The sequence below is a fragment of the Marinimicrobium sp. ARAG 43.8 genome (assembly GCF_050113635.1).
GTDB lineage: Bacteria > Pseudomonadota > Gammaproteobacteria > Pseudomonadales > Cellvibrionaceae > Marinimicrobium.
In genome coordinates, this window is the sequence record NZ_JBNJLT010000002.1 from 339,250 (window position 1) to 359,597 (window position 20,348).

The following is a 20,348-nucleotide window of genomic DNA, read 5'->3' on the forward strand; positions in this document are numbered from 1 at the left end:
AGGTTTTCAATGGAAACGCTGTATATAGATCGCAAAGGTTCCGAGCTGGAGATTCAAGGGAGCCGGTTACAGGTACGAGTGCCCGGCCCCCAAAGGCCTTTTTCTACACCATTGAACCTGCTGGAATTTCTGGTTATCAGTGCTTCAGTGCAGTTTTCTTCCACCCTGCTTTCCCGACTGACCCAGGAGGGGATCACCGCGGTATTCCTGAACCCGCGTAAAGAGGAAGCCACCAGCATTGCCTACGGCTTACTGCACAACGCCGCCGAACGACGGCTGATGCAGTATCGTGCTATTAGCAGTGACTCTCTCTCGTTGTGCTATTCCATTGCGCTGGTGAAACAGAAGTTGCGTGGCCAGCGAGCCATGCTGCAACGTGCACTGCGGCGTCGCCCGGATCAGCGCCGCACTTTGTCCAAGGGTATTGAACGTCTGGCCAGCCTGGAGCCTCGGCTGGGGAACGTGGCTAACACAAGCTCGCTGCGAGGTATCGAAGGGGCTGGTGCCGCAATGTATTTTGAAGCCTTCCAGTGCCTTTTTGCACCACGCCTGGAGTTCACTGGACGCAACCGTCGGCCACCGCGAGACCCGGTAAATGTGATACTGTCACTCACCTATACATTGATGCATGCCGAAGCCATTCGCGTGCTTGTATCCATTGGTTTTGACCCACAATTGGGAGTGTATCATCTGCCCAGTTTTGGCCGTGAGTCGTTAGCCTGCGATTTACTGGAAATGTATCGGCCAATCATCGAGTACTGGATATGGCGCTTGTTTGCCAGGGAGACTTTACGCCTGGACCACTTCTCTCTTTCATCAGCCCCGGACAAGCCTTGTATTCTGGGCAAAGCGGGGCGTAAGGAGTATTACCAAAACTATGAATACCAGGCTCGCCTGTGGAGGAAGATGCTCCGCCGCACGGCACGCCATTGGTTAACCCGGCTTCAGAACGACACCCTTCAGTTATCAGTAACTGAGCGCGTACCCGGAGCTATAACATGAACGATGTTGCATTGACCTCGTTGGTTATCGACAGCCGAAAGTTGTGTCTCATAGCAATGGACGGCCCGGCCCTTAAAGTAATCATGCAAAGGCACAGCCCCGTTCTGTTCCCTTTACGCCGACTGCTCCGCATCCACATACTCGGCACACCGGGCAAAGGCATGGATGCCCTGCTATTCTGTGCCGAACAACAAGTGCCCGTGGCGTTCTTCCACTTTAATGGTCGACTGCGGTGTCGACTGCATCCGGCTTCAGGGGCACCCAGTCTGATGGATCACTGGTTTGAGCATGTGGAGTTTGATCCTCAAATGAGTCAACTATACGATGAATGGGCACTAAACCAGCGGCTGTATGTCATGTCTCAGTTAGGAGTCAATGCTGGAAACTGCCCGTCACGGAAAAAACTGTTAGAAGAAACACTTCGCGGTTATTGCCGCCAACAGCTTGGAAGGGAAAGATTAAAAGATGCGTTAGAGTGGCTGAACGGGCTGTTATGTTTTCACCTCGAGCACACTATTGATGAGTTTGGCTTTTCCCAGCAACGAGGTCGCCAGAAGCTCTTAGCGGATATCAAGCCCATTTGCGACCTTTGGCTGCTACACGCTCTAGCCGGACGTCTACAACAGAAAAGAAAGCTCAGGGTATCCGCACAGAGCATGATGGAATTTTATCAGCAGCAAGCAAGGTCACTTGAGTTTTCCATACGGCGAATGCTTGTTCAACTGACCAACATTCTGGAGTCGCTGGTTTAACATGGCTCACTACCTCGTCTGCTACGATATTGCTAACCCCAGAAGGCTGGGGAGAGTGCACAGGCGGGTTATAAAACATGCTCTGTTTATCCAGTTTTCCGTTTATTACCTGCAAGGCACCAGGCAGTCGGTAGAGGCACTGATGGATGACTTGCGGGAAGTCATCGACGAGGGACATGACGACATCCGTATTTATGCCATAAAGCCCTTATCAGGTGCACTCCACAAGGGCTGTTCTTGGTTACCGGAAGGCATCGAGCTATTCGAATAATTCTACCCACATCTCACCCAAAATTCTTTCAACCCATTGTTTTATATGGATTTTTAATCTCAACAGAGAAATCAAGACGCCCTCAACACCCCTCACAACCCCAAGGCAGCCATTTTAAGCTCTCAAATGAAAACAATTATCAAATGCTTCTAAATTCTCATTTTAGTGTGTAGAATGCGGTCTCCTTAAGCTTTTGCCTACGGACTTACAACAATCAGGAGACAGTACCGATGAAATGCACACTTCCCGCTTCTCTAGTGGCGCTGGGGCTCGCCACAGCGGCCAGCCAGGCAACTCTGGCACAGTCTGCCGGGCAGGCAGATCCTTCCGAAATGGAAACCATCGTGGTCACGGCAACCGGCTTTGAGCAGAAAATTACCTCCGCTCCAGCCAGTATTTCGGTGATTACCGATACCGAAATTCGCACCCGCCCCTTCACTTCTCTTCTGGATGCGGTGAAGTACCAGGAAGGCATTGATATCGGCACTACCCGGGACAAAAGCGGCCAGGGCAGCATCAGCATGCGCGGGCTCACGGGGGAATACACGCTGCTGTTGATCGATGGACGTCGGCAGAACAACCACGGTGATATCTACCCGAACAATTTCGGTGGCAATGCGTTTGGCCATATGCCACCACTGGATGCCATTGAACGTATCGAGGTTATTCGCGGGCCGGCATCCACCCTGTACGGTGCCGACGCTCTGGGCGGTGTGATCAATGTCATCACCAAGAAAACCACTGACCGGTGGATGGGTTCCATCAGCTTCGGGCGCAGCCTGCAAGGGGATGACCAGTTCGGTGATGACATTACGACGGACTTCTCCGTGATGGGACCACTGATTCCCAACACATTGAATCTGGCCCTGCGCGGTAGTGTGTATGAACAGCTGGCCTCCTCTCCAGAGTTCGAACCCGCTGTAGACCCCAATGGCGATGTGCACTACCGCTCGCTCGGCTTTGGCGGTGGCGGCAAGACGGTGGACAACACCAACCAGCAGTACGGGCTGTCACTGGTGTATACCCCCAGCCAGAAACACACTATCCGTTTCGACTACGACTCCTCCAACCAGGAGTATGACAACACACCGTCCTACGATATCAACAGTGACGAGATTACCTACCCGCTCGGCACCAAGGATAATATCGACTCCATCTGGCAAGCCGATGGAGACACCGGGCAAGTCATGCCCCGCGCCGGCTATGCCGCCGACCAGGAGTTTAACCGTGACTGGTGGTCACTGAGCCACGAGGGCGAGTGGGGCTTTGCCGACAGCTTTGTCTCATTGGCTTATGTAGACACCAGCAACGACGGCCGCACACTGCCACTGACCGTCAGCGAACGGCAACGGCTGCAGGAAATGTACGATGGCACCGGCGACTATGCGGGGCTGGATGAAGAGGAGCGCCAAGAGCTGGCGGAGGCGACGTTCCTGCCCCGTCCCAAGCGCCCGCTGGAGAGCAGCCAATATACGCTGGATGCCCGCCTGGATATCCCGGTCAAGGACTTTGCCGGGGAGCACCTGCTGGTGATCGGTGGTCAGGTGATCGACGGCGAACTGGAGGATGGTGTATTCGGCATGGAGGATAACCGTACCGACGGTATCCAGGAACAAAAAATGTATTCGCTGTTTGTAGAAGACAACTGGACCCCAGTGGACCCGTTCACCTTGACCGCCGGGGTCCGATACGATGACCACGATACTTTCGGCAACCAGGTGTCCCCGCGCCTGTACGGCGTTTATACCCTGAGCGAGCAATGGACTGTGAAGGGTGGCGTGAGCACTGGCTACAAGACACCGCAAACGACCGATCTCTATGATGGCATCACCGGTTTCGGTGGTCAGGGTACATCGCCTTTTGCGGGCAACCCCGAGCTGGAGCCGGAGACCAGCGTCAACAGTGAAGTGGCGTTGTACTGGAGCGCACGCGGACACAACTTCAACATCACCTACTTCAACACCGAATTCAAAGACAAGATTGCCAGCGGAGACACGGTCTATAGCTGTGAAGTCACCGGTGGAGTACGTCCCTGCGTGAACCTCGGCGCCTATGATGACCTGGGATACACAACGTACAGCCAGAAAATCAATATTGACCGGGTGGACATCCAGGGTGTAGAAGTGGCCGGACGGGTCCAGTTCTCCACCAACTGGTCACTGAATGCCAACTACACCTGGACAGACAGTGAGCAGAAAAGCGGGGCTCAGGAAGGCCAGCCACTAACATATACGGCAGAGCACATGGCAAATGCCACTCTTAACTGGGACCCGACCAGCGACTTGAGCGTGTTTTTGCAGGCGGAATTGCGCTCGGACCGTTACCGCGGTTGGGACAGCACACTGGACAAGCCCCAGTATTACAAGAATTACGAAGTGCTTAATCTAGGGGCACGCTATCAAATTACGGAAAACGTCAGCGTGACCGGTCGCATCAATAACTTATTGGATGAAGACTTCACCTCTTACACGACCGAATACATCGACTTGAACAATAACGGCGTTTATGAATACGCTACGGGCCGTGGCGCGGTCAGTGAAGTGATATTCACCGATGACTACAACGTCAAGGACAAAGCCCGCAATTTCTGGGTCAGTGTCAACGTGTCGTTCTAAACAGGTTTCGACACAGCAATAAAAAACTCACGGTGCCGCCGGTACCGTGAGTTTTTTATTAATGACGATGCTATTTATGCTCCGGTGACACTATCAACTCCCCGTTATGGGTGTCCAACGTAAAGTTCACATCCGGCTCACCCGAGCGCAGCCCGGACAGAATACGTAACACCGGGTACAAACGCTCCACCACAAGCGACTGCATCATGCGGCCGCTGTCGGTATCACTCTCAGCCAGCTGCACCGACAGCGCACGCAAGCGCTCTTCCAGCAGCGTATATTGGAAAAGCTGATTAGGCCCGATATCGGATAACGCCAAATGCCCGGCATTCCGCACACGGTAGAAATCCACGGCCAGATCCATTCCGCTCCACTGTCCGTAATCGGAAAATAAAATGCCTCTTTGGGCCGTGTAGAGCGCCGCTCGTTCTTGGGCCTGCGTCCACGCTTCACTGTCCGTCAGCTCACGCCATTGACCCAGAGTCACTGGCGTCTCGTCACCCTCCTCTTCGGACAGGAACGACAATACCAGCCAATCCTGTCCGCGAATCGACGCCAGCACCTCGCGCAACGATTCCGGCCAATCCGCAGCCAGAAAACGTTTCTGAGTCAGCTGCCGAAGGTGAGATTCCGTAAACGCCCGATAGGAATCGGAATCCAGAATGGATTTATCCCAGGCGCTCTCGGGCGCGGCGTTCTGCAAGTACCGATACTCCTGCGCATAATGCTCAAAGAGTTCGTCAAAACGTGGGACCTGATCCAGAGTGACGGTTTCTACATCAATGCGATGCTCACCCTGTACGGTAAGCACCTTGTAGCCCGGCATATACGCCGCCAGAGAGGGTGCCTGGATATTGAACAGGAAGTGACCGTCTTTCGTGCGCACAGTACCGGTATCGTTGATGTGCATATGTCCGCCCACATGGATCTTCAATCCCGTTTGCGCGAGCACTTCGCCAACACTGGCGCTCGGTCGTCGGGCCAGTTGGTGACTGTCGGCACCAAAGAACGTTGCCATATCGTCAGACTGACCGTCATAAAATTCGGTCATGGGGTAGTGACTGAACGCGATCAATCGCTTGCCCTGACGCTCCGCACGGCGGACCACATCTTCAATCCATGCCAAGAGATGCCGTTTATGGGTAAGCACTTTATTGTATCCGGCATTACCAGCGCCGTGATAATGCTCACCGTTTAGTGGACCGAAGGTTTCCCCGTCACGCCCTTTCGGTAAGTAGACATTGGCATCAATGGCCAGTAGCCAGAGCCCCTCCACAGGCTCGACCAGATAGCTGGTATCGGGCACAGCCGCACAGTCGGTAAACTCCGGCTGCCGGAACTCTCCGCCACTGCCCTCGCGACAAATCTCGTACTGACGCTGTGAATACGCCGCCGCCTGTTTTGCCGCACGCAGCGAGTAGGGTTCTCCGGCATAATCACTAAATGGCGTTTCCCAGTACACATCGTTTGCCGAGGGCGAAAAACCAAACGCGGACAGCGCCGTCATTATCGGCTGGTAACCCAGTTCCCGCACCTCTTCCGTACAAATCGTCGGCAACGCGTACCCGGCCTCAAGCACGGTCCATTCGGAGCCATACCCCTCACATTCCTGAGCGCCCCGGCTAAAAAGCCGCTGGGGTCGACCCGACTCGCCGAGGTAGTCGGCTTTACCCGCAGCGGTGGTAAATGGCCGCGTCGGATCGTGATTACCGGGAGCGGCAAAGAAGCGCATGCCATAACGCTGCTCATAGTGTTTGAAAATTTTCGCCAATCCGCGAATATGAACGGGTTGACCATCATCACTAAAATCGCCTGGGAGGGCGACCAGCGTGATACCTCGCCGGGCGGCATCATCCAGCGCTGCCAGCAACGCAAAGTAATTTTCATTAAACAGTCGAGTGGAGTGCAGCTGCGCCTGCATGGTTCGCATCGTGGCATTGAGGCCCGTGCTTTCGCTGTGCAACCCCGCAAACGAGCCGTCCTGGAAGTCGCCGTAGATATCGTGGAAGTGGATATCAGGCATAAAAGCGATGGCGACTGGCTCGGACTCATCCACCGTCTCCTGGGGAGCGGTGCAAGCACCCAGCAGCCCCAAAAGCATCAACGAGCCACACTTACCAACCACCTGATTTAGAAAATTCCGGATCAACGCGTTTACCTCACACCATCGTCGTAACAACATCCCACCATACCATCACGCCCCGCTCAACACAGAGCCCTGATATAAAAAAGCGCCCCGCAGGGCGCTTTGTCACACCTAGAAGCTGGCTCGAACACCTAAACTGATGCGTCTCCCTGAAAACTCGTACATCGTGGGGAACGCCTCGTTCATCGTATAACCCTTGGTCGCCTCGTCCGTAACGTTGATCGCATCCAGCGTCACCTTAAGGTTGTCGTTAATGCGATAACCGGCCGAGAAATCCAGCTGCCCGTAAGCGTCGCGGTACACCGGATACATGCTGTACCCGATTGACTCAACATATTCGTCTTTATAGTTGTAGGAAAGACGGGCATCAACCGTGCTGTTGTCGTAGTAGAACGTCAGGTTGTAAGTCTTATCGGCAAGCCCTTCCGGCGCGGTGGGAATACCCAGGTCAGAAGCCCCCGTCAGTGAACTGTCCAGCAACGTCAGGTTGGAGTTAACACCGAAATCCGCCAGCGTTTCGGACAGAATACCCAGCGAAAACTGCGCGACCAACTCCACCCCGGAGACATCGTAAGAGCCTTCGGCGTTCACTTTCTGGTAGATATCGAAATCGTAGGTGCCGTCCAGGGTGCCGTCGGCATTGTACTTAATGACATCCGGCGCCTGCCCCGTCAGTTCCTCGCGAACAACGCCTTCGATTTCCTTCTCGAAATAAGAGGCCGACAGCACACCACCGCTCACCGGATACCACTCCAGACCCAACTCCCACTGGTCGGCATACGTCGGTTCGAGATCGGGGTTGCCATCAAAATACTTGAATTCACTCAGGCTGACACTGCGCTTGTAGGCGATGTCACCCAGTGCCGGACGAATCAGCGTTTGCGAAGCGGCCGCTCTGAGCATCAGGTTTTCGGCCAGGTCCACGGTCATGTTCAGGCTGGGCAGCACATCCGAGTAATCGCCCTTTTTCGATACCGGCTCTGCGGTGTAGCCCAGGCTGCCGTCGTCTGATTGAACCTGCTGATAGCCAAACGACAGCACTTCGGTATCTACCGACCGCACTCCCACATTCGCGGTGGTTGGCCACGGGCCGATATGGAAATCAAAGTCGGCCATGGCATACAGGCTGAGCACTTCTTCATCCACTTGATAGAACTCGCTTTCGGCGAAGTTCACAGCAAACCCCGGGTAACGGAATTCCGAGCGCGCGTAGCTGTTCGGCACCTGCGCCCAGGAAATGTTGCGGTCGTCTTCCGGCAAGTAACGACCTCCCGGCACCATGTCAGTGACCACCTGCAATTCACTGTCGGTCAGAATGCGCGAACGGCTCCAGGAGGAATCGCCCTCTTCCGGCCCTTCAACACGGGTTTCACCACGGTTGCGGTCTTTGGACTTGTCGGTGTAACGAACGCCAAACTGAATTTCCGACAAAGCAGAAAACCCGGTCCACTGAGTCGGATAGGAGAAGTCCAACTGTGCCGCGTACTTGTCATCGTTGATCACTTCGTTACTGACATCGTAGTAATCAAAAATGTACGACTCCGGTGAGTTGTACATATCGATGGTATCGGAACTATCGCTCGGTATGGTTTCACCACCGGTGGCCGTGAATCGAGTGCGTGAAGGCGCGTAAGCGGTGTGTTTCAAGTTAGTGGTTTCCAGTTCCTTCTCGGCACTGGACAGCCCCAACAGGCCTTCCACTCGCCAGCCGCCAACATCCCACTCCATCGCCATACTGTATTGGCTATAGTCGGTACGGCTGTTGTTTTCCTTGCTCAGCAATTCGTGCTGAGTATCGGCATAGGAGGCGTCCGTCAGCACCACCAGCCCGTGCTCTGCCAGTGTCGTGTCGTCATAGGCGTGCACCGTTTCAAGGGTGCTGATGCTGGACGCTGAATAAGCAGCCGCATCGTATTCGTCTTCATCGCTGTCGTAACGGCCCACCATCGCATCGAACACGAGGTTGAAACTGTTGCTCGGCTGATACTGAAGCGACGCTGTCGCGCCAAGCTTGTCCTGATCATTCAGGTAAGCGCGGTCACCCACCTTATTGATGAACACCACGCGCGATGTTTCATCACTGTCGGTACGGTCGTTAATGACCACACCGGTGTCACGTTCCAGCACAGCGGCCGCCTGGTCAGACTGAAATTGAGAATCGCCGGATTTTTCAAGCCACCGGGACAACGGACGGAAGTCCACGCCGGAGTTGGAGTCGGTGCGGTTGGTTCGCTGGCTGCTGGCGACAGAGACCAATGCGCCCCAATCCCCAAACGTATCGCTGGCGAGAAAGGCGAATTTCGGATCAGTCTCCTCCGAAATTGAGTTGTAGGCACCCTCGGCTGAAACAACGATCTGACGCTCATCGTAATCAAAAGGACGGGCCGTGCGGATGTCCACAGACCCCGCAATACCACCTTCTTCATCGGCCGCCGTCGGGGACTTCTGAACGGTCACGCTTTGAATGATTTCGGAGGCAAAGATGTCAAACTCTACATCGCGGCCACCACTGCCAGAGGCGGTCGCCAGGTCGTTAATAGACACGTGCGTAAAGTTGGTGGGCAGGCTGCGCACGTTCACGCGAGAGCCCAGGCCCTTGTTGCGCTCAATCGTGACGCCGGGAATTCGTTGCAGGGCCTCGGCCAGGTTCTGTTCCGGGAAGTCCGCAATATCGGTAGCCAGAATGGAGTCCGAGAAACCGACGTTAGAGCGTTTTAGCTCCGCTGCACTCTGCAGACTTTTGGCGTAGCTGCCCGTTACCACAAACTCTTCAATGGCCCGGGGTTCCTCTTGAGCCACCGCCATGAGGTTTGCGGAAGCCAGCGCAACACCCACTACCGAATGTTTAATGACATTGCTCAACCGGCTTTTTTTGAAAAATACACAGTCGCGTGAACGCATCAATAACGACATACTACATACCTCAGTCTATGAACACGCGGCACCGTTGGAACAGTTCCATGGGGCGCCTTTGAAAAGTGCGCACAGACTAAAGGCTAATTGTGACAGCGAGGTGACGTTACTGTGACGGTGAAAACGACGGCAGGCGGACGCCCGCCGAAACAGGAGGTCGGGGTTGAGTTAGTGTTCGAACCAGTGTCGCGTTCGGTTTGCAAAGGCGACCAGCGATAACATGACGGGAACCTCTACCAGCACGCCGACCACAGTGGCCAGCGCCGCGCCGGAGTTAAGACCAAACAGGGAAATCGCCACCGCAACCGCCAGTTCGAAGAAGTTGGACGTGCTGATCATGCAGGCCGGTGCCGCCACATTGTGCGCAAGGCGCATTTTCCGCGCCGCCATATAGGCAATGGCAAAGATGCCATAGGTTTGAATCAACAGCGGCACCGCAATCAAACCAATCACCAAAGGCTGATCCAGAATAGTTTGCGCCTGAAAGCCGAACAGCAGCAAAACAGTTGCCAGCAAACCCATAATCGACCAGGGTTTCAGGGTCGTCAGAAATTGCTCCAACCGGTGATGGTCGTCCCCCTTATCGAGCCATTTGCGCGTTAAAGCTCCAGCCACCAGAGGCAGCGCGACATACAGAAGCACGGATAACAACAGCGTTTGCCACGGCACCTCAATATCGCTGACACCCAGCAAAAAAGCCGCGATGGGTGCAAAAGCGAAAATCATAATCACGTCATTCAGCGACACTTGTACCAGAGTGTAGTTAGCATCGCCCTTGGTCAGTTGGCTCCAGATAAACACCATCGCGGTGCAGGGTGCCACTCCCAAAAGGATCATCCCGGCAATATATTCATTGGCCGATTGAGGGTCTACCCAGGGAGCAAACAGAACCTTGAAGAAAAGCCAACCCAACCCCGCCATTGTGAACGGCTTGATCAACCAGTTGATAACCAGCGTCAATATCAGGCCTCGCGGGTTTTTCCCGACGGACTTCAAGGACGAGAAATCAACCTGAATCATCATTGGGTAAATCATGAACCAGATCAGCACGGCCACAACGAGGTTCACCCTCGCGTACTCCAGCGCGGCGATCTGGGAAAAGATCTCCGGAAAAAGGCTCCCCAGCACCAGACCACCAATAATGCCCAAGGCCACCCACATCGAAAGAAAACGTTCAAACACTCCCATCTTTATCTCCCGCCCATTTTGGCATTCAAAGGGATCGTTGTTGGACCCGCTGCATTAGCTGTTCGGCACTCTCGACTCGCTCGGAGTAGCGATCCACCAGGTACTCGCTATGATCGCGAGTCAGTAACGTGAATTTCATCAGCTCTTCCATCACATCAACGATGCGGTTGTAAAAGCCGGACGGTTTCATGCGCCCGTCTTCCTCAAACTCCAGGAAGGCTTTCGCCACTGAAGACTGGTTGGGAATGGTCAACATGCGCATCCAGCGCCCGAGCACACGCAGTTGGTTCACCACATTGAACGACTGGGAGCCGCCACACACCTGCATCACCGCTAGCGTCTTACCCTGGGTCGGTCGCACGGCCCCCAGCGACAAGGGCACCCAGTCAATTTGGGCCTTCATGATGGCAGTCATGGCACCATGACGCTCGGGGGAGCACCACACCTGACCTTCGGACCAGATCATCAACTCCCGCAGCTCCCGAACTTTCGGGTGCGTGTCTTCTTCGCTGTCCGGCAAGGGTAGCCCAGCCGGGTCGAAAACCCTGACCTCTGCCCCCATACGCGTCAGTAGGCGAGCGCACTCTTCAATCACCAGGCGACTGTATGAGCGTTCCCGCAATGAGCCGTACAACAGCAGGAATCGCGGCTTATGCGTGGAGAGCGATGCATTAAAGGACTCCACGTCGGGCACGGAAAATTGCTCTGTGTCCAGGTTAGGCAGCGTTAAGTCGTCGATGCTCATGATTCAACTTCCAGCTTGCGTAAAGCGTCCGCCCAGTGGTCTGGTTCCGTGGAGGCGATAGCCACCAGCGTCTCCACCCGGCTCTCGATCTCGCGAATGGTCGCTCTAAAGGCCTCCGCCACCACCTCACCGGAACCCTCCAGTCGCGATGGATCTTCCAGCCCCCAATGTATCTTGATGGCGTTTCCGAACCAGACCGGGCAGGTCTCCCCGGCCGCCGAGTCGCACACGGTCACCACAACATCTGGCGCAAATGCCTCCAGCTCATCCCAGGACTGGCTCTTCAATCCGTCCGTAGAGATACCGGCCTCTGCCAGATAACGCAACGAAAGCGGATGAACCTCTCCAGATGGCTGACTGCCCGCGCTTCTCGCGATCACCCGCCCGCCGGAGCGGTGATTGGTCACGGCTTCCGATAAAATGCTACGGCAGCGATTGTGCGTACATATATATAGAATCTTCATACTCTGCTCCATAAACCCTGTCACCTAAACCCTGTTAACTACACCCCGTGCAATACAATCACTCACGTGGCTCACCCGGTTAACAACCGTAATCGTCGAGTGTTTTCAGACACGCTTTCAAATAAGGGGCGTTACTTCTGGCGGTGGCGGAAAGCACATCCACCGCCCACTGAGGCAACGACGGTGCCAGCCGGTAATACATCCACTTCCCGCGACGCTCCGCTTCCAAAAGCTCGCATTGCCGCAGAGCCGCGAGATGCCGGGACACTTTGGGCTGGCTCAACTGCAACGCTGCCTGTAACTCACACACACACAGCTCCTGCTTCAGATTGATCAGTAACAGCGCTTTCAAACGGGTGTCGTCCGCCAGGCATTTAAAAAAGGTCAATGGCGACATTTGTACCTCCCCAAACATATGGTTTTCAATATATATGAAAATTCGAATATGTCAAATATCACCACCTGCCTCCCCACCTGGCATGCCTACGCCTCCCGCCATTCGAGCGAACCCCGCCCCCCCCCCCAACTTGTACACCGCTCGCCGAGCCGGTATCATGCCAGCCTTTTCCAAGCGGCATACCGGCTACCCATTGTGTTGATAACTCCACCCTAAGCATTTCCCTCTCTGGCTTCCCAAGCCTCTTATGCAGTGACGCCCGTCACCGCAGGACGACCTGAATTCGGTCACCCCATTCGTTTATCTACAGATCAAGAGATATCTCATGTTGTTACACTCAACCAAGCAAGACTGGTTGGGCAACATTCGCGGCGACTTGCTCGCCGGCGTTGTCGTTGCTCTGGCCCTCATTCCCGAAGCCATCGCATTTTCCCTTATCGCGGAAGTGGACCCAAGGGTCGGCCTGTACGCTTCCTTCTGTATCGCGACAATCATTGCTTTTGTCGGCGGGCGTCCAGGCATGATTTCGGCCGCTACGGGCGCCATGGCCCTGCTCATGGTGACCCTTGTCAAAGAACATGGCCTTCAGTATCTGCTGGCCGCCACGCTGTTGACCGGGGTACTGCAAATCATTGCGGGCTACCTCAAGCTCGGGGCGCTTATGTCGTTTGTGTCGCGGTCCGTGGTCACCGGGTTCGTCAACGCATTGGCCATTTTGATTTTTATCGCCCAGCTGCCAGAGTTGACCGGCGTCACCTGGCATATGTACGCCATGACCGCCGCCGGGCTGGGTATTATTTACCTGTTTCCCTATCTGCCAACAGTCGGACGGGTGATCCCGTCACCCCTGGTGTGCATTCTGTCGCTCACCGCCGTAGCGGTCGCACTCGGGCTGGAAATTCCCACTGTGGGCGACAAAGGCGACCTGCCCGATACCCTGCCGATCTTCCTCTGGCCGGACGTGCCGTGGAGTTTCGAAACACTGGCCATTATTTTCCCCTACTCCGCCGCACTGGCCGTGGTCGGCTTGTTGGAATCCTTAATGACGTCAACGATTGTCGATGAGCTTACCGATACCGACAGCGACAAAAACCGGGAGTGCAAGGGGCAAGGCATTGCCAATATCGGCTCGGGCCTGCTCGGCGGCATGGCCGGCTGCGCCATGATTGGCCAGTCAATCATTAACGTAAAATCCGGCGGGCGCGGGCGTTTGTCCACCTTGTGCGCAGGCCTGTTTCTATTGATTCTGGTGGTGTTTCTTTCCGATTGGATTAAACTGATTCCCATGGCAGCGTTGGTCGCCGTAATGATCATGGTCTCCATTGGCACGTTTAACTGGGACTCCGTTCGCAACCTGCAGTCTCATCCGCTGTCTTATAACATCAGTATGCTGGCAACGGTGGTAGTGACCGTCTCCACCCATAACCTGGCACTGGGCGTTTTCGTGGGAGTTTTGCTCGCCGCGCTGTTCTTCGCCAACAAAGTGAGCCACTTCATGTATGTTGACAGCGAACTGAGCGACGATGGAAACACCCGTACCTATAACGTTATGGGTCAGGTGTTTTTCAACTCGGCGGACAAATTCAGCCAGAGTTTCGACTTCAGGGAAGCCGTCGATAACGTGGTGATCGATTTGCACCGGGCGCACTTCTGGGATGTCTCGGCGGTGAACGCCCTCGATAAGGTGGTGATCAAGCTCCGGCGGGAGGGGGCCAACGTCACATTGATTGGACTCAATAACGCCAGCGAAACCATCGTCGACCGGTTTGGTGTTCATGACAAGCCCGAAGCAATCAACAAGATCATGGGAGGCCACTAATGACACAGCCCCAACAACCCCACGTTCTGGCCGGCATTGATGGCTCCGCGATCAGCGGAGCCGTGGCCGACTACGCGGCCTGGATTGCTGATCGTGTACAGGCACCTCTCAAGCTACTGCACAATATTGAGCACCGCGAACCGCCCGCCGCCACCAGCTTGAGTGGCAGTATTGGCCTGGGCAGTCAGCAACAGCTGCTTGAAGAGTTGACCGAGATTGAAGCCAAGCGCAGCCGCATCCTGCTTGAGCAAGGCAAACAGATGCTGGAAGAGGCCGCGCAACGCGCTCGCCAGCAAGGCGTCGAACAGGCCATCCTGTGCCAGCGACACGGCGGCTTGACGGAAACCCTGATCGAGCTGGAGGACAATATCCGCGTGCTCGTGCTCGGCGTACGGGGTGAAACCCACGAACACCAGCCTCATAAACTGGGCACGCAGATTGAGACTGTCATTCGCTCGCTCCACAAGCCCATTCTGGTGGTAAACCACGCGTTTGAGCGACCGGACCGCATCATGCTGGCCTATGATGGCAGCCAGGCGGCGCAAAAGGCGCTGGATATGCTGTGTACCAGCCCGCTGTATAAAGGCATGCATTGTCACTTGGTGCAGGTAACTGCCAAAGACTCCAGCACGGCCGCGCTGCTGGACAAGGCCGAGCAACGCCTGGCCGACGCTGGACTGACGGTCGTCAGCTCGTTGCTGCACGGTGTGGCCGAAGTGGAGTTACTGAAATACCAACAGCAACACGCGATTCAGATGATTGTGATGGGCTCATTTGGCCACAGCCGCCTGCGGGATATTTTGCTGGGCAGCTTTACCCTGAAAATGCTGCTGCAAGCGCGCATCCCACTGCTACTGTTGCGCTAACGAAAAAAGCCCCCTTTCCGTAGAAAGCGGGGCTGAAAATGCAGGCGAACCTGCCTAGAGGAGAGAGACCTCAACACTGTTGAGACGGTTCCATGCAGCGCTCTGCATGGGTGATAGCAGCGCTCTGCATGGGTGATACAACACACGCAATTCCCTTTGCGCGATGATGATTTAGAAGCTCAGGCGGACACCCATGTTGACCGTACGGCCAAACACCTGGATGGATGAGGGCAGGTCATCACGGCCCTGAAAGCTTCGGTTGGACTCGTTTGCCAGGTTCAACCCTTCGACAAAAATCTGTGTATTGTCAAAAAGGTCGTAGCGCACGGAGGCGGTGACCATGTACAACTCTTCCATGTAGGTCTGATAGTCATCCCCCAAGGGACTGTATGAGTCGACCACATAATCACTGCTGTAGTCCATCGCCAACTGGGCACTCAACCGATCATTCTCATAGATAACAGACACTGAGTAGGCGGTATCGGCTACGCCCGGCAGCGCTCCCACATCCATGCCATCCACCGTCGCTTCGGTATCGGTATACGAGTAGCTCGCGGTCAAACCCAGGCCGTTGTCGAAGAACGTTTGCGCACTGACTTCAAAACCCAGCACTTTCGCCGTGTCGCCATTGATCGGCTGAGTAATCATAAAACGTTCGCCAGCGATTTCTTCCCGCCGCGTGCTCTGGGTAATAAAACCATCCAGGTCTTTCCAGAACACAGCACCGGTCAGAGCACTGTCCGGTGCAAAATACCACTCAAGAGACAAGTCGGCCTGGTCGGAATATACCGGCTCAATTTCAGCGTTGCCGCTGATCGCCATGGTGAACACACCGGACTGCGCATTGTCTGTCGTCAGTGGCGCCAATTGATCAAGCGTGGGGCGGGACATGGACTGGGCCAGCGCCCCTCTGAGAATCAGGTCTTCGGCCAGGTACACACCGAGGTTGGCAGAGGGCAGGAATTTCGTATAGCTGCCTTTGCCCACCGCCGGCGTTGCCTCGCTGTACTCAACAATCCACTGCGGGTTCGGTACATCCGGATCAACGACTTCGATAGACTCAATCGCGTTATAGGCGTAGGCGGAATCAACGCTGGTATGCACCAGTCGGCCACCGATGTTGCCGAACCAGGCGTCACGCTCAAAGTTAACCTGGAGGAAAGCCGCTTGAGTATCCTCGGTAATAATGTAGGAGTTAACCGGATTAGGCACCGGTTCCCACAGTTCTGATTCGTTTTCGCCAAATGTTCTCTCGGTGCCGTTATAGGACACCAACGTTTTCCCATCCGATGCCTTCAGCGCCTCGGCGTAAGAAGGAATATCAAATATCGGGAATGCGCGCGGGAAGTTTCCGGCCTCACCGTCAAAGAAATTGTCGTAGGGGAAGTCACGGACCACGTCCACACCAACATCGGCAAACGTAAACGGATAGTCACAATAGTTACACGCCCCCAGCAACTCGTTATCAATCGCCTGGTTGGATTTTTCACGACGCGTTACAGCAACACCGAACTGAATATTGGAGATAGCCTCTACACCGAAATTCTGCCCCCAGTCACCATCCAGTTTAAAACCGGTAATAGTGTCTTCAATGTCACTGCCATTTCTCGCCGCCCAGTGCGGAGCAAAATCCGTGTTATCGAAATCGGTGGAAGCGCGCCCCTCTGTCCACTGCGGCTCGAAGTCGGGCAGGCCGCCTTTATTGAGCTTAAAATGACCGGTATTTGGCCCGGGTGCACCAGCCACCACATACGTATTCTTGCCGCCGGAATCCCGGGTGGATTTAGAGCGATACAAGTCGGCGTTCAGGGTCAGATCGTCGGTCACGTCGAATTTGCCGTTGATACCGAACAGAGAAGTGTCCACGGTGCGGTGCTCATCCAGCGTGACCACTTCCATGGCCAGTTCTTCGACGTCCAGCTCCGTAATGACATTGCCGTCCATGACAATGTTGCTCCAGCGGCCGGGATACTCTTCCATGTAAAACGACTGGGAAAAACCCGTGGAATCAGCCTCAAGACGGGTAAACAACATATCCGCCACAATTTCCACACGGTCGCTCGGCCGCCACTGAATCGCGGACGTTACGCCGGTTCTTTCAAAATCCGTGGCGTAAGAGCCAAGCGCGTACGAGCCGGGCATGACCAGGTTGGTTTCGTTCTCGGAAATCTCGCCGTCACCATTGACATCGTAGGAGCGCTCGTCATCCACACCAAAGTAATAGTTATCGTACATATCATCAGCGCGTTCGTTGCCCGTGGCGTACGAACCGCTGACGATGAAGCCGAGCGTTTCATCCAGATTGGACGTGCTGAAAATGGCGTTGTATTTTTGGCCCACTTCTTCGGACAAGTCGTTGTAGTTCGCCTGGCCGGAGAAGATAGCTTTCGTTCCTGGATCACTGAGCGGGCGCACTGAGCGCAGATTCACCGCACCACCGATGCTGCCCTCTTCGTGATTCGCTTCCACGGACTTCCAGACATCCGCACCGCCGATCATTTCGGAGGGAATCACATCGAATGCGAAGTTCCGCCCACCATCGTCGGTAGCCAGGATTCGGTCATTCAGCGTCACAATACTGAACTCCGGCCCCAGACCACGGATATTCACATATTGCGCTTCACCGTTCCGGGTGCGACTCACCGTTACACCGGAAATATGGGACAGCGAATCCGCGACGTTATCATCCGGGAACCGCCCCAGCTCTTCGGCGTTAATGGAGTCCACAATGGAAGTGGCCTCTTGCTTCAAATCCAAAGACTTTGAAAGGCTGCCCCGCACCCCAGTGACCACAACTTCTTCCAGCGCGGCATAGTCGCTTTCATCTTGTGGCATCGCGCCCTGAGAAACAGCGCCCTGAGACAGCGCTCCGATAATGGCCCCTATTAGCGTTTTCCTGCCGATTAACGTTTTCCTAGAGGTTACTGTCGTGTTCATGATACTCCCCGCTTGTCATTGACTATGAGGGCGCGCACATCGGCACCCATGGAAATATAATGAAACCACAAAATATCATTGTCAATATAAAAAGCGGCTAAAATGGGATATTTTTAAGCATAAAACAATAAACTGAAAGATAAAAAACTGAAAACTTTCTCAGTTTTGCGCCAGAAGCACCACATTGAAACAATTTTCAGAGAACTGCCCCACGAGAGGTCAAGAGGTGGGGCATCACATCTACGTGAGATTCATCGCATAACGACAACACACGCAACGCGGGGGAAGCAAACAGGGGGCGCCGACCGTGATGGATCGGATCGGCGTCTATCAGAAGGGCGTTCTGGCGTCAGGCATCTGACGGGACAACGATCACGTCAATCCCCATGCTGACCAGTCCATCGTAATATTCCTGGGGAATACCATCGTCCGTGATCAACCGGGTGATCTCGGCAGGCTCCAGAATGTTGTGCAGGCAGATTTTGTCAAACTTGCTGGAATCGGTCACCACAATAATCTCGGAGGAGGCTCTGCACATCATCCGATTCAGAGTGGCTTCCGGCTCGAAGTGCGTCGTAACGCCTTTTTGCATATGGAAACCATCCACCCCGAGGAACAGCTTGTCAACATGCAACTCTTTCAGAGCTTTCTCGGCCTGTTGCCCGTGGAAAAACATGCTCTTTCGGCGCAACGTTCCACCCAGCACAATCAGTTCGACATTCTCGTAATCCGCAAATTGATTGACTGCCAGCAGGTCGTTTGTCACGACGGTGAGGTCGTCAACATCGCGCAGGTAGGGCACCATTTGATTGGTGGTCGTTCCTGAGTCCAGGATCAAGGACTCGCCACTTTTTACAAACGCTGCGGCCGCCTTGGCAATGGAGCCTTTTTTCTCGAAATTCAGCTTTTGTTTGAGGTTGACGGCGTTCTCCGTAGTGGGAACCACCTCGTTCAGAATCGCGCCGCCATAGGCCCGTGAAGCCACACCTCTTTGCTCAAGAAATTTCAGGTCTTTCCTGATCGTAACCGCCGACACTCCGAATCGGTCCGCCAGCGGATAAACCTGAACGCTGCCATTGCTCCTGAGCAAACCAACGATTTTTTCTCTTCTTGAACTGGTGTCTCTCATTGCGGATCTCTTCCGGCCATATAATCGACACATTATAGCATCGAAGCCCACAGAGTGAAACAAACAGCCCGCCAAAGAAAAAGAAATGAAATAAAATGTATTACTTCAATGGGTCTTTAGAGGGCAAGTCTGCCGTTTCCTCTCCCATGACCAACAGGAATGCGGAGATAATCGCCAGCACCATGCCCACGGCCGCATAGGTCGTGGGGAGAACCTGCAAAATCACCAACGAGAGCAAACTCGTCACGATCGGGGGCAGGCAATTCACCATCGGGCTAACCAAGATCGCTTTGCCGTGCCGGAACGCATACACCAGAAAGAGCGCCCCAAAGGCATTGAGCAAACCAATGCCGAAGGCCAGGGCGGCACCGTCCAGCCCCCAGTTAGCCTGAAGCGGTTGTTCCGTCATAAACCACGCCACTGGCGCCAACATAAGACTGGTCAGCGCCATGTAAAAGAAAATGCTTTCAGCGCTGACCCGGTTATTGGCCTGCTTCAAATAAAAGCCCTGAATGCCCCACGCCAGAAAGACCAGTATGGCGTAGATCAGCCACGCGGAATTGTTCGTCGTGCCGCTTCCGTCCGAATAATTCAGGAACGGAATCGCCACCAGAGCGATGACAATCCCCGCACCGCCCATTTTCCCCACCCGCTCCTTCAAAAAAATAAAGGACAGCACAATCGTGACAACCGGCGAAAGCGCAATAATAGGAAAGATCAAATAGGCCGGCCCGTTGGCGATAGCCCCGGAGTACAAAATGAGCTGCCCTACCCCGCCGAGAAAACCAATGACGGCGCCATACAGTACCGCCTCAAGGCTAACGTCCAGTTTCCACCCGACCTTCTTAAGAGAGAAGGACGAGGGAATCAGCATGGACAGAGCCCACATGATATAACCCAGTTCGGCCGGAAAATTGTTACCCTCGGGCACCGCGATTGTTGCGCCCCACACACCCCACAACACAATCGTCAGCAGGGCGTACACCAGCCAGGCGTTGGAGGCACCAGACGCTTTATAATCGGTACTTTCGTTTAGATGATTCGTGGACATCGTTCAACTCCCCAATTGGCGATCGCGCCTGTCTGTTGGTGATTATTGGATTG

15 protein-coding genes are annotated in these 20,348 nt (G+C 54.7%); 6 read left to right on the forward strand and 9 right to left on the reverse strand.

From position 1 onward, the window contains the following. The first annotated feature begins 9 nt into the window (after nucleotides 1–9). The 4 genes from cas1 to ACQCLF_RS06795 all read left to right on the forward strand — a co-directional run bounded on the left by cas1 (nucleotide 10) and on the right by ACQCLF_RS06795 (nucleotide 4,640). Nucleotides 10–1,002: a CRISPR-associated endonuclease Cas1 gene (gene cas1 / locus ACQCLF_RS06780; protein ID WP_426985553.1), complete on the forward strand. Its 993-nt coding sequence runs from the start codon at nucleotides 10–12 to the stop codon at nucleotides 1,000–1,002. Then, a complete protein-coding gene (locus ACQCLF_RS06785; RefSeq protein WP_426985555.1) occupies nucleotides 999–1,754 on the forward strand; it encodes a hypothetical protein in 756 nt (251 codons plus the stop codon). Before cas1 ends, ACQCLF_RS06785 begins: the two co-directional genes overlap by 4 nt. Before the next feature lies 1 nt (nucleotide 1,755). Then, nucleotides 1,756–2,025, forward strand: coding sequence for a CRISPR-associated endonuclease Cas2 (cas2, locus tag ACQCLF_RS06790; RefSeq protein ID WP_426985557.1), 270 nt, complete (start codon nucleotides 1,756–1,758; stop codon nucleotides 2,023–2,025). A gap of 230 nt (nucleotides 2,026–2,255) precedes the next feature. Then, a complete protein-coding gene (locus ACQCLF_RS06795) occupies nucleotides 2,256–4,640 on the forward strand; it encodes a TonB-dependent receptor domain-containing protein (RefSeq protein WP_426985559.1) in 2,385 nt (794 codons plus the stop codon). Between the two features lie 70 nt (nucleotides 4,641–4,710). Here ACQCLF_RS06795 and ACQCLF_RS06800 read toward each other — a convergent pair whose 3' ends face one another. From ACQCLF_RS06800 to ACQCLF_RS06825, 6 genes are all read right to left on the reverse strand, one after another. Then, nucleotides 4,711–6,822 (reverse strand): metallophosphoesterase, encoded by a 2,112-nt coding sequence (locus ACQCLF_RS06800; protein WP_426985561.1) that lies wholly within the window; start codon nucleotides 6,820–6,822, stop codon nucleotides 4,711–4,713. A gap of 75 nt (nucleotides 6,823–6,897) precedes the next feature. After that, nucleotides 6,898–9,699, reverse strand: a complete 2,802-nt coding sequence (locus tag ACQCLF_RS06805) for a TonB-dependent receptor (RefSeq protein ID WP_426985563.1) — start codon at nucleotides 9,697–9,699, stop codon at nucleotides 6,898–6,900. A 168-nt stretch (nucleotides 9,700–9,867) separates the two neighbouring features. Further along, nucleotides 9,868–10,887 carry an ACR3 family arsenite efflux transporter gene (gene arsB / locus ACQCLF_RS06810; protein WP_426985565.1) on the reverse strand — a complete coding sequence of 340 codons (1,020 nt, stop codon included), beginning with the start codon at nucleotides 10,885–10,887 and terminating at the stop codon, nucleotides 9,868–9,870. Nucleotides 10,888–10,912: 25 nt separating this feature from the next. Further along, nucleotides 10,913–11,632 carry an arsenical resistance protein ArsH gene (gene arsH / locus ACQCLF_RS06815; protein ID WP_426985566.1) on the reverse strand — a complete coding sequence of 240 codons (720 nt, stop codon included), beginning with the start codon at nucleotides 11,630–11,632 and terminating at the stop codon, nucleotides 10,913–10,915. Further along, nucleotides 11,629–12,096 (reverse strand): arsenate reductase ArsC, encoded by a 468-nt coding sequence (locus ACQCLF_RS06820; RefSeq protein ID WP_426985568.1) that lies wholly within the window; start codon nucleotides 12,094–12,096, stop codon nucleotides 11,629–11,631. Before ACQCLF_RS06820 ends, arsH begins: the two co-directional genes overlap by 4 nt. 79 nt (nucleotides 12,097–12,175) lie before the next feature. After that, nucleotides 12,176–12,493 (reverse strand): metalloregulator ArsR/SmtB family transcription factor, encoded by a 318-nt coding sequence (locus ACQCLF_RS06825; protein WP_426985569.1) that lies wholly within the window; start codon nucleotides 12,491–12,493, stop codon nucleotides 12,176–12,178. Between the two features lie 325 nt (nucleotides 12,494–12,818). Between ACQCLF_RS06825 and ACQCLF_RS06830 the strand changes: the two genes are divergently transcribed. Together ACQCLF_RS06830 and ACQCLF_RS06835 are read left to right on the forward strand one after the other, a co-directional pair. Continuing rightward, nucleotides 12,819–14,312: a SulP family inorganic anion transporter gene (locus tag ACQCLF_RS06830; RefSeq protein ID WP_426985571.1), complete on the forward strand. Its 1,494-nt coding sequence runs from the start codon at nucleotides 12,819–12,821 to the stop codon at nucleotides 14,310–14,312. Continuing rightward, nucleotides 14,312–15,178: a universal stress protein gene (locus ACQCLF_RS06835; protein ID WP_426985573.1), complete on the forward strand. Its 867-nt coding sequence runs from the start codon at nucleotides 14,312–14,314 to the stop codon at nucleotides 15,176–15,178. Before ACQCLF_RS06830 ends, ACQCLF_RS06835 begins: the two co-directional genes overlap by 1 nt. A gap of 171 nt (nucleotides 15,179–15,349) precedes the next feature. On the opposite strand, the gene ACQCLF_RS06840 is transcribed toward ACQCLF_RS06835, so the two are convergent. From ACQCLF_RS06840 to ACQCLF_RS06850, 3 genes are all read right to left on the reverse strand, one after another. Beyond that, nucleotides 15,350–18,115, reverse strand: a complete 2,766-nt coding sequence (locus ACQCLF_RS06840; RefSeq protein ID WP_426985575.1) for a TonB-dependent receptor — start codon at nucleotides 18,113–18,115, stop codon at nucleotides 15,350–15,352. A gap of 349 nt (nucleotides 18,116–18,464) precedes the next feature. Next, entirely contained in the window at nucleotides 18,465–19,244 is a 780-nt protein-coding gene (gene agaR / locus ACQCLF_RS06845) for a transcriptional repressor AgaR (protein ID WP_426985576.1), read from the reverse strand. 100 nt (nucleotides 19,245–19,344) lie between these two features. Then, nucleotides 19,345–20,295 carry a DMT family transporter gene (locus ACQCLF_RS06850; protein ID WP_426985578.1) on the reverse strand — a complete coding sequence of 317 codons (951 nt, stop codon included), beginning with the start codon at nucleotides 20,293–20,295 and terminating at the stop codon, nucleotides 19,345–19,347. Between the last annotated feature and the right edge of the window lie 53 nt (nucleotides 20,296–20,348).

What these genes read in the sequence shown, in the direction of transcription:
- ACQCLF_RS06785 (WP_426985555.1), top strand. Translation starts at nt 999, where the DNA reads ATGAACGATGTTGCATTGACCTCGTTGGTTATCGACAGCCGAAAGTTG.
- cas1 (WP_426985553.1), top strand. Translation starts at nt 10, where the DNA reads ATGGAAACGCTGTATATAGATCGCAAAGGTTCCGAGCTGGAGATTCAA.
- ACQCLF_RS06850 (WP_426985578.1), bottom strand. Translation starts at nt 20,295, where the DNA reads ATGTCCACGAATCATCTAAACGAAAGTACCGATTATAAAGCGTCTGGT.
- cas2 (WP_426985557.1), top strand. Translation starts at nt 1,756, where the DNA reads ATGGCTCACTACCTCGTCTGCTACGATATTGCTAACCCCAGAAGGCTG.
- ACQCLF_RS06840 (WP_426985575.1), bottom strand. Translation starts at nt 18,115, where the DNA reads ATGAACACGACAGTAACCTCTAGGAAAACGTTAATCGGCAGGAAAACG.
- ACQCLF_RS06795 (WP_426985559.1), top strand. Translation starts at nt 2,256, where the DNA reads ATGAAATGCACACTTCCCGCTTCTCTAGTGGCGCTGGGGCTCGCCACA.
- ACQCLF_RS06805 (WP_426985563.1), bottom strand. Translation starts at nt 9,699, where the DNA reads ATGTCGTTATTGATGCGTTCACGCGACTGTGTATTTTTCAAAAAAAGC.
- ACQCLF_RS06800 (WP_426985561.1), bottom strand. Translation starts at nt 6,822, where the DNA reads ATGTTGTTACGACGATGGTGTGAGGTAAACGCGTTGATCCGGAATTTT.
- arsH (WP_426985566.1), bottom strand. Translation starts at nt 11,632, where the DNA reads ATGAGCATCGACGACTTAACGCTGCCTAACCTGGACACAGAGCAATTT.
- ACQCLF_RS06835 (WP_426985573.1), top strand. Translation starts at nt 14,312, where the DNA reads ATGACACAGCCCCAACAACCCCACGTTCTGGCCGGCATTGATGGCTCC.
- arsB (WP_426985565.1), bottom strand. Translation starts at nt 10,887, where the DNA reads ATGGGAGTGTTTGAACGTTTTCTTTCGATGTGGGTGGCCTTGGGCATT.
- ACQCLF_RS06820 (WP_426985568.1), bottom strand. Translation starts at nt 12,096, where the DNA reads ATGAAGATTCTATATATATGTACGCACAATCGCTGCCGTAGCATTTTA.
- ACQCLF_RS06830 (WP_426985571.1), top strand. Translation starts at nt 12,819, where the DNA reads ATGTTGTTACACTCAACCAAGCAAGACTGGTTGGGCAACATTCGCGGC.
- ACQCLF_RS06825 (WP_426985569.1), bottom strand. Translation starts at nt 12,493, where the DNA reads ATGTCGCCATTGACCTTTTTTAAATGCCTGGCGGACGACACCCGTTTG.
- agaR (WP_426985576.1), bottom strand. Translation starts at nt 19,244, where the DNA reads ATGAGAGACACCAGTTCAAGAAGAGAAAAAATCGTTGGTTTGCTCAGG.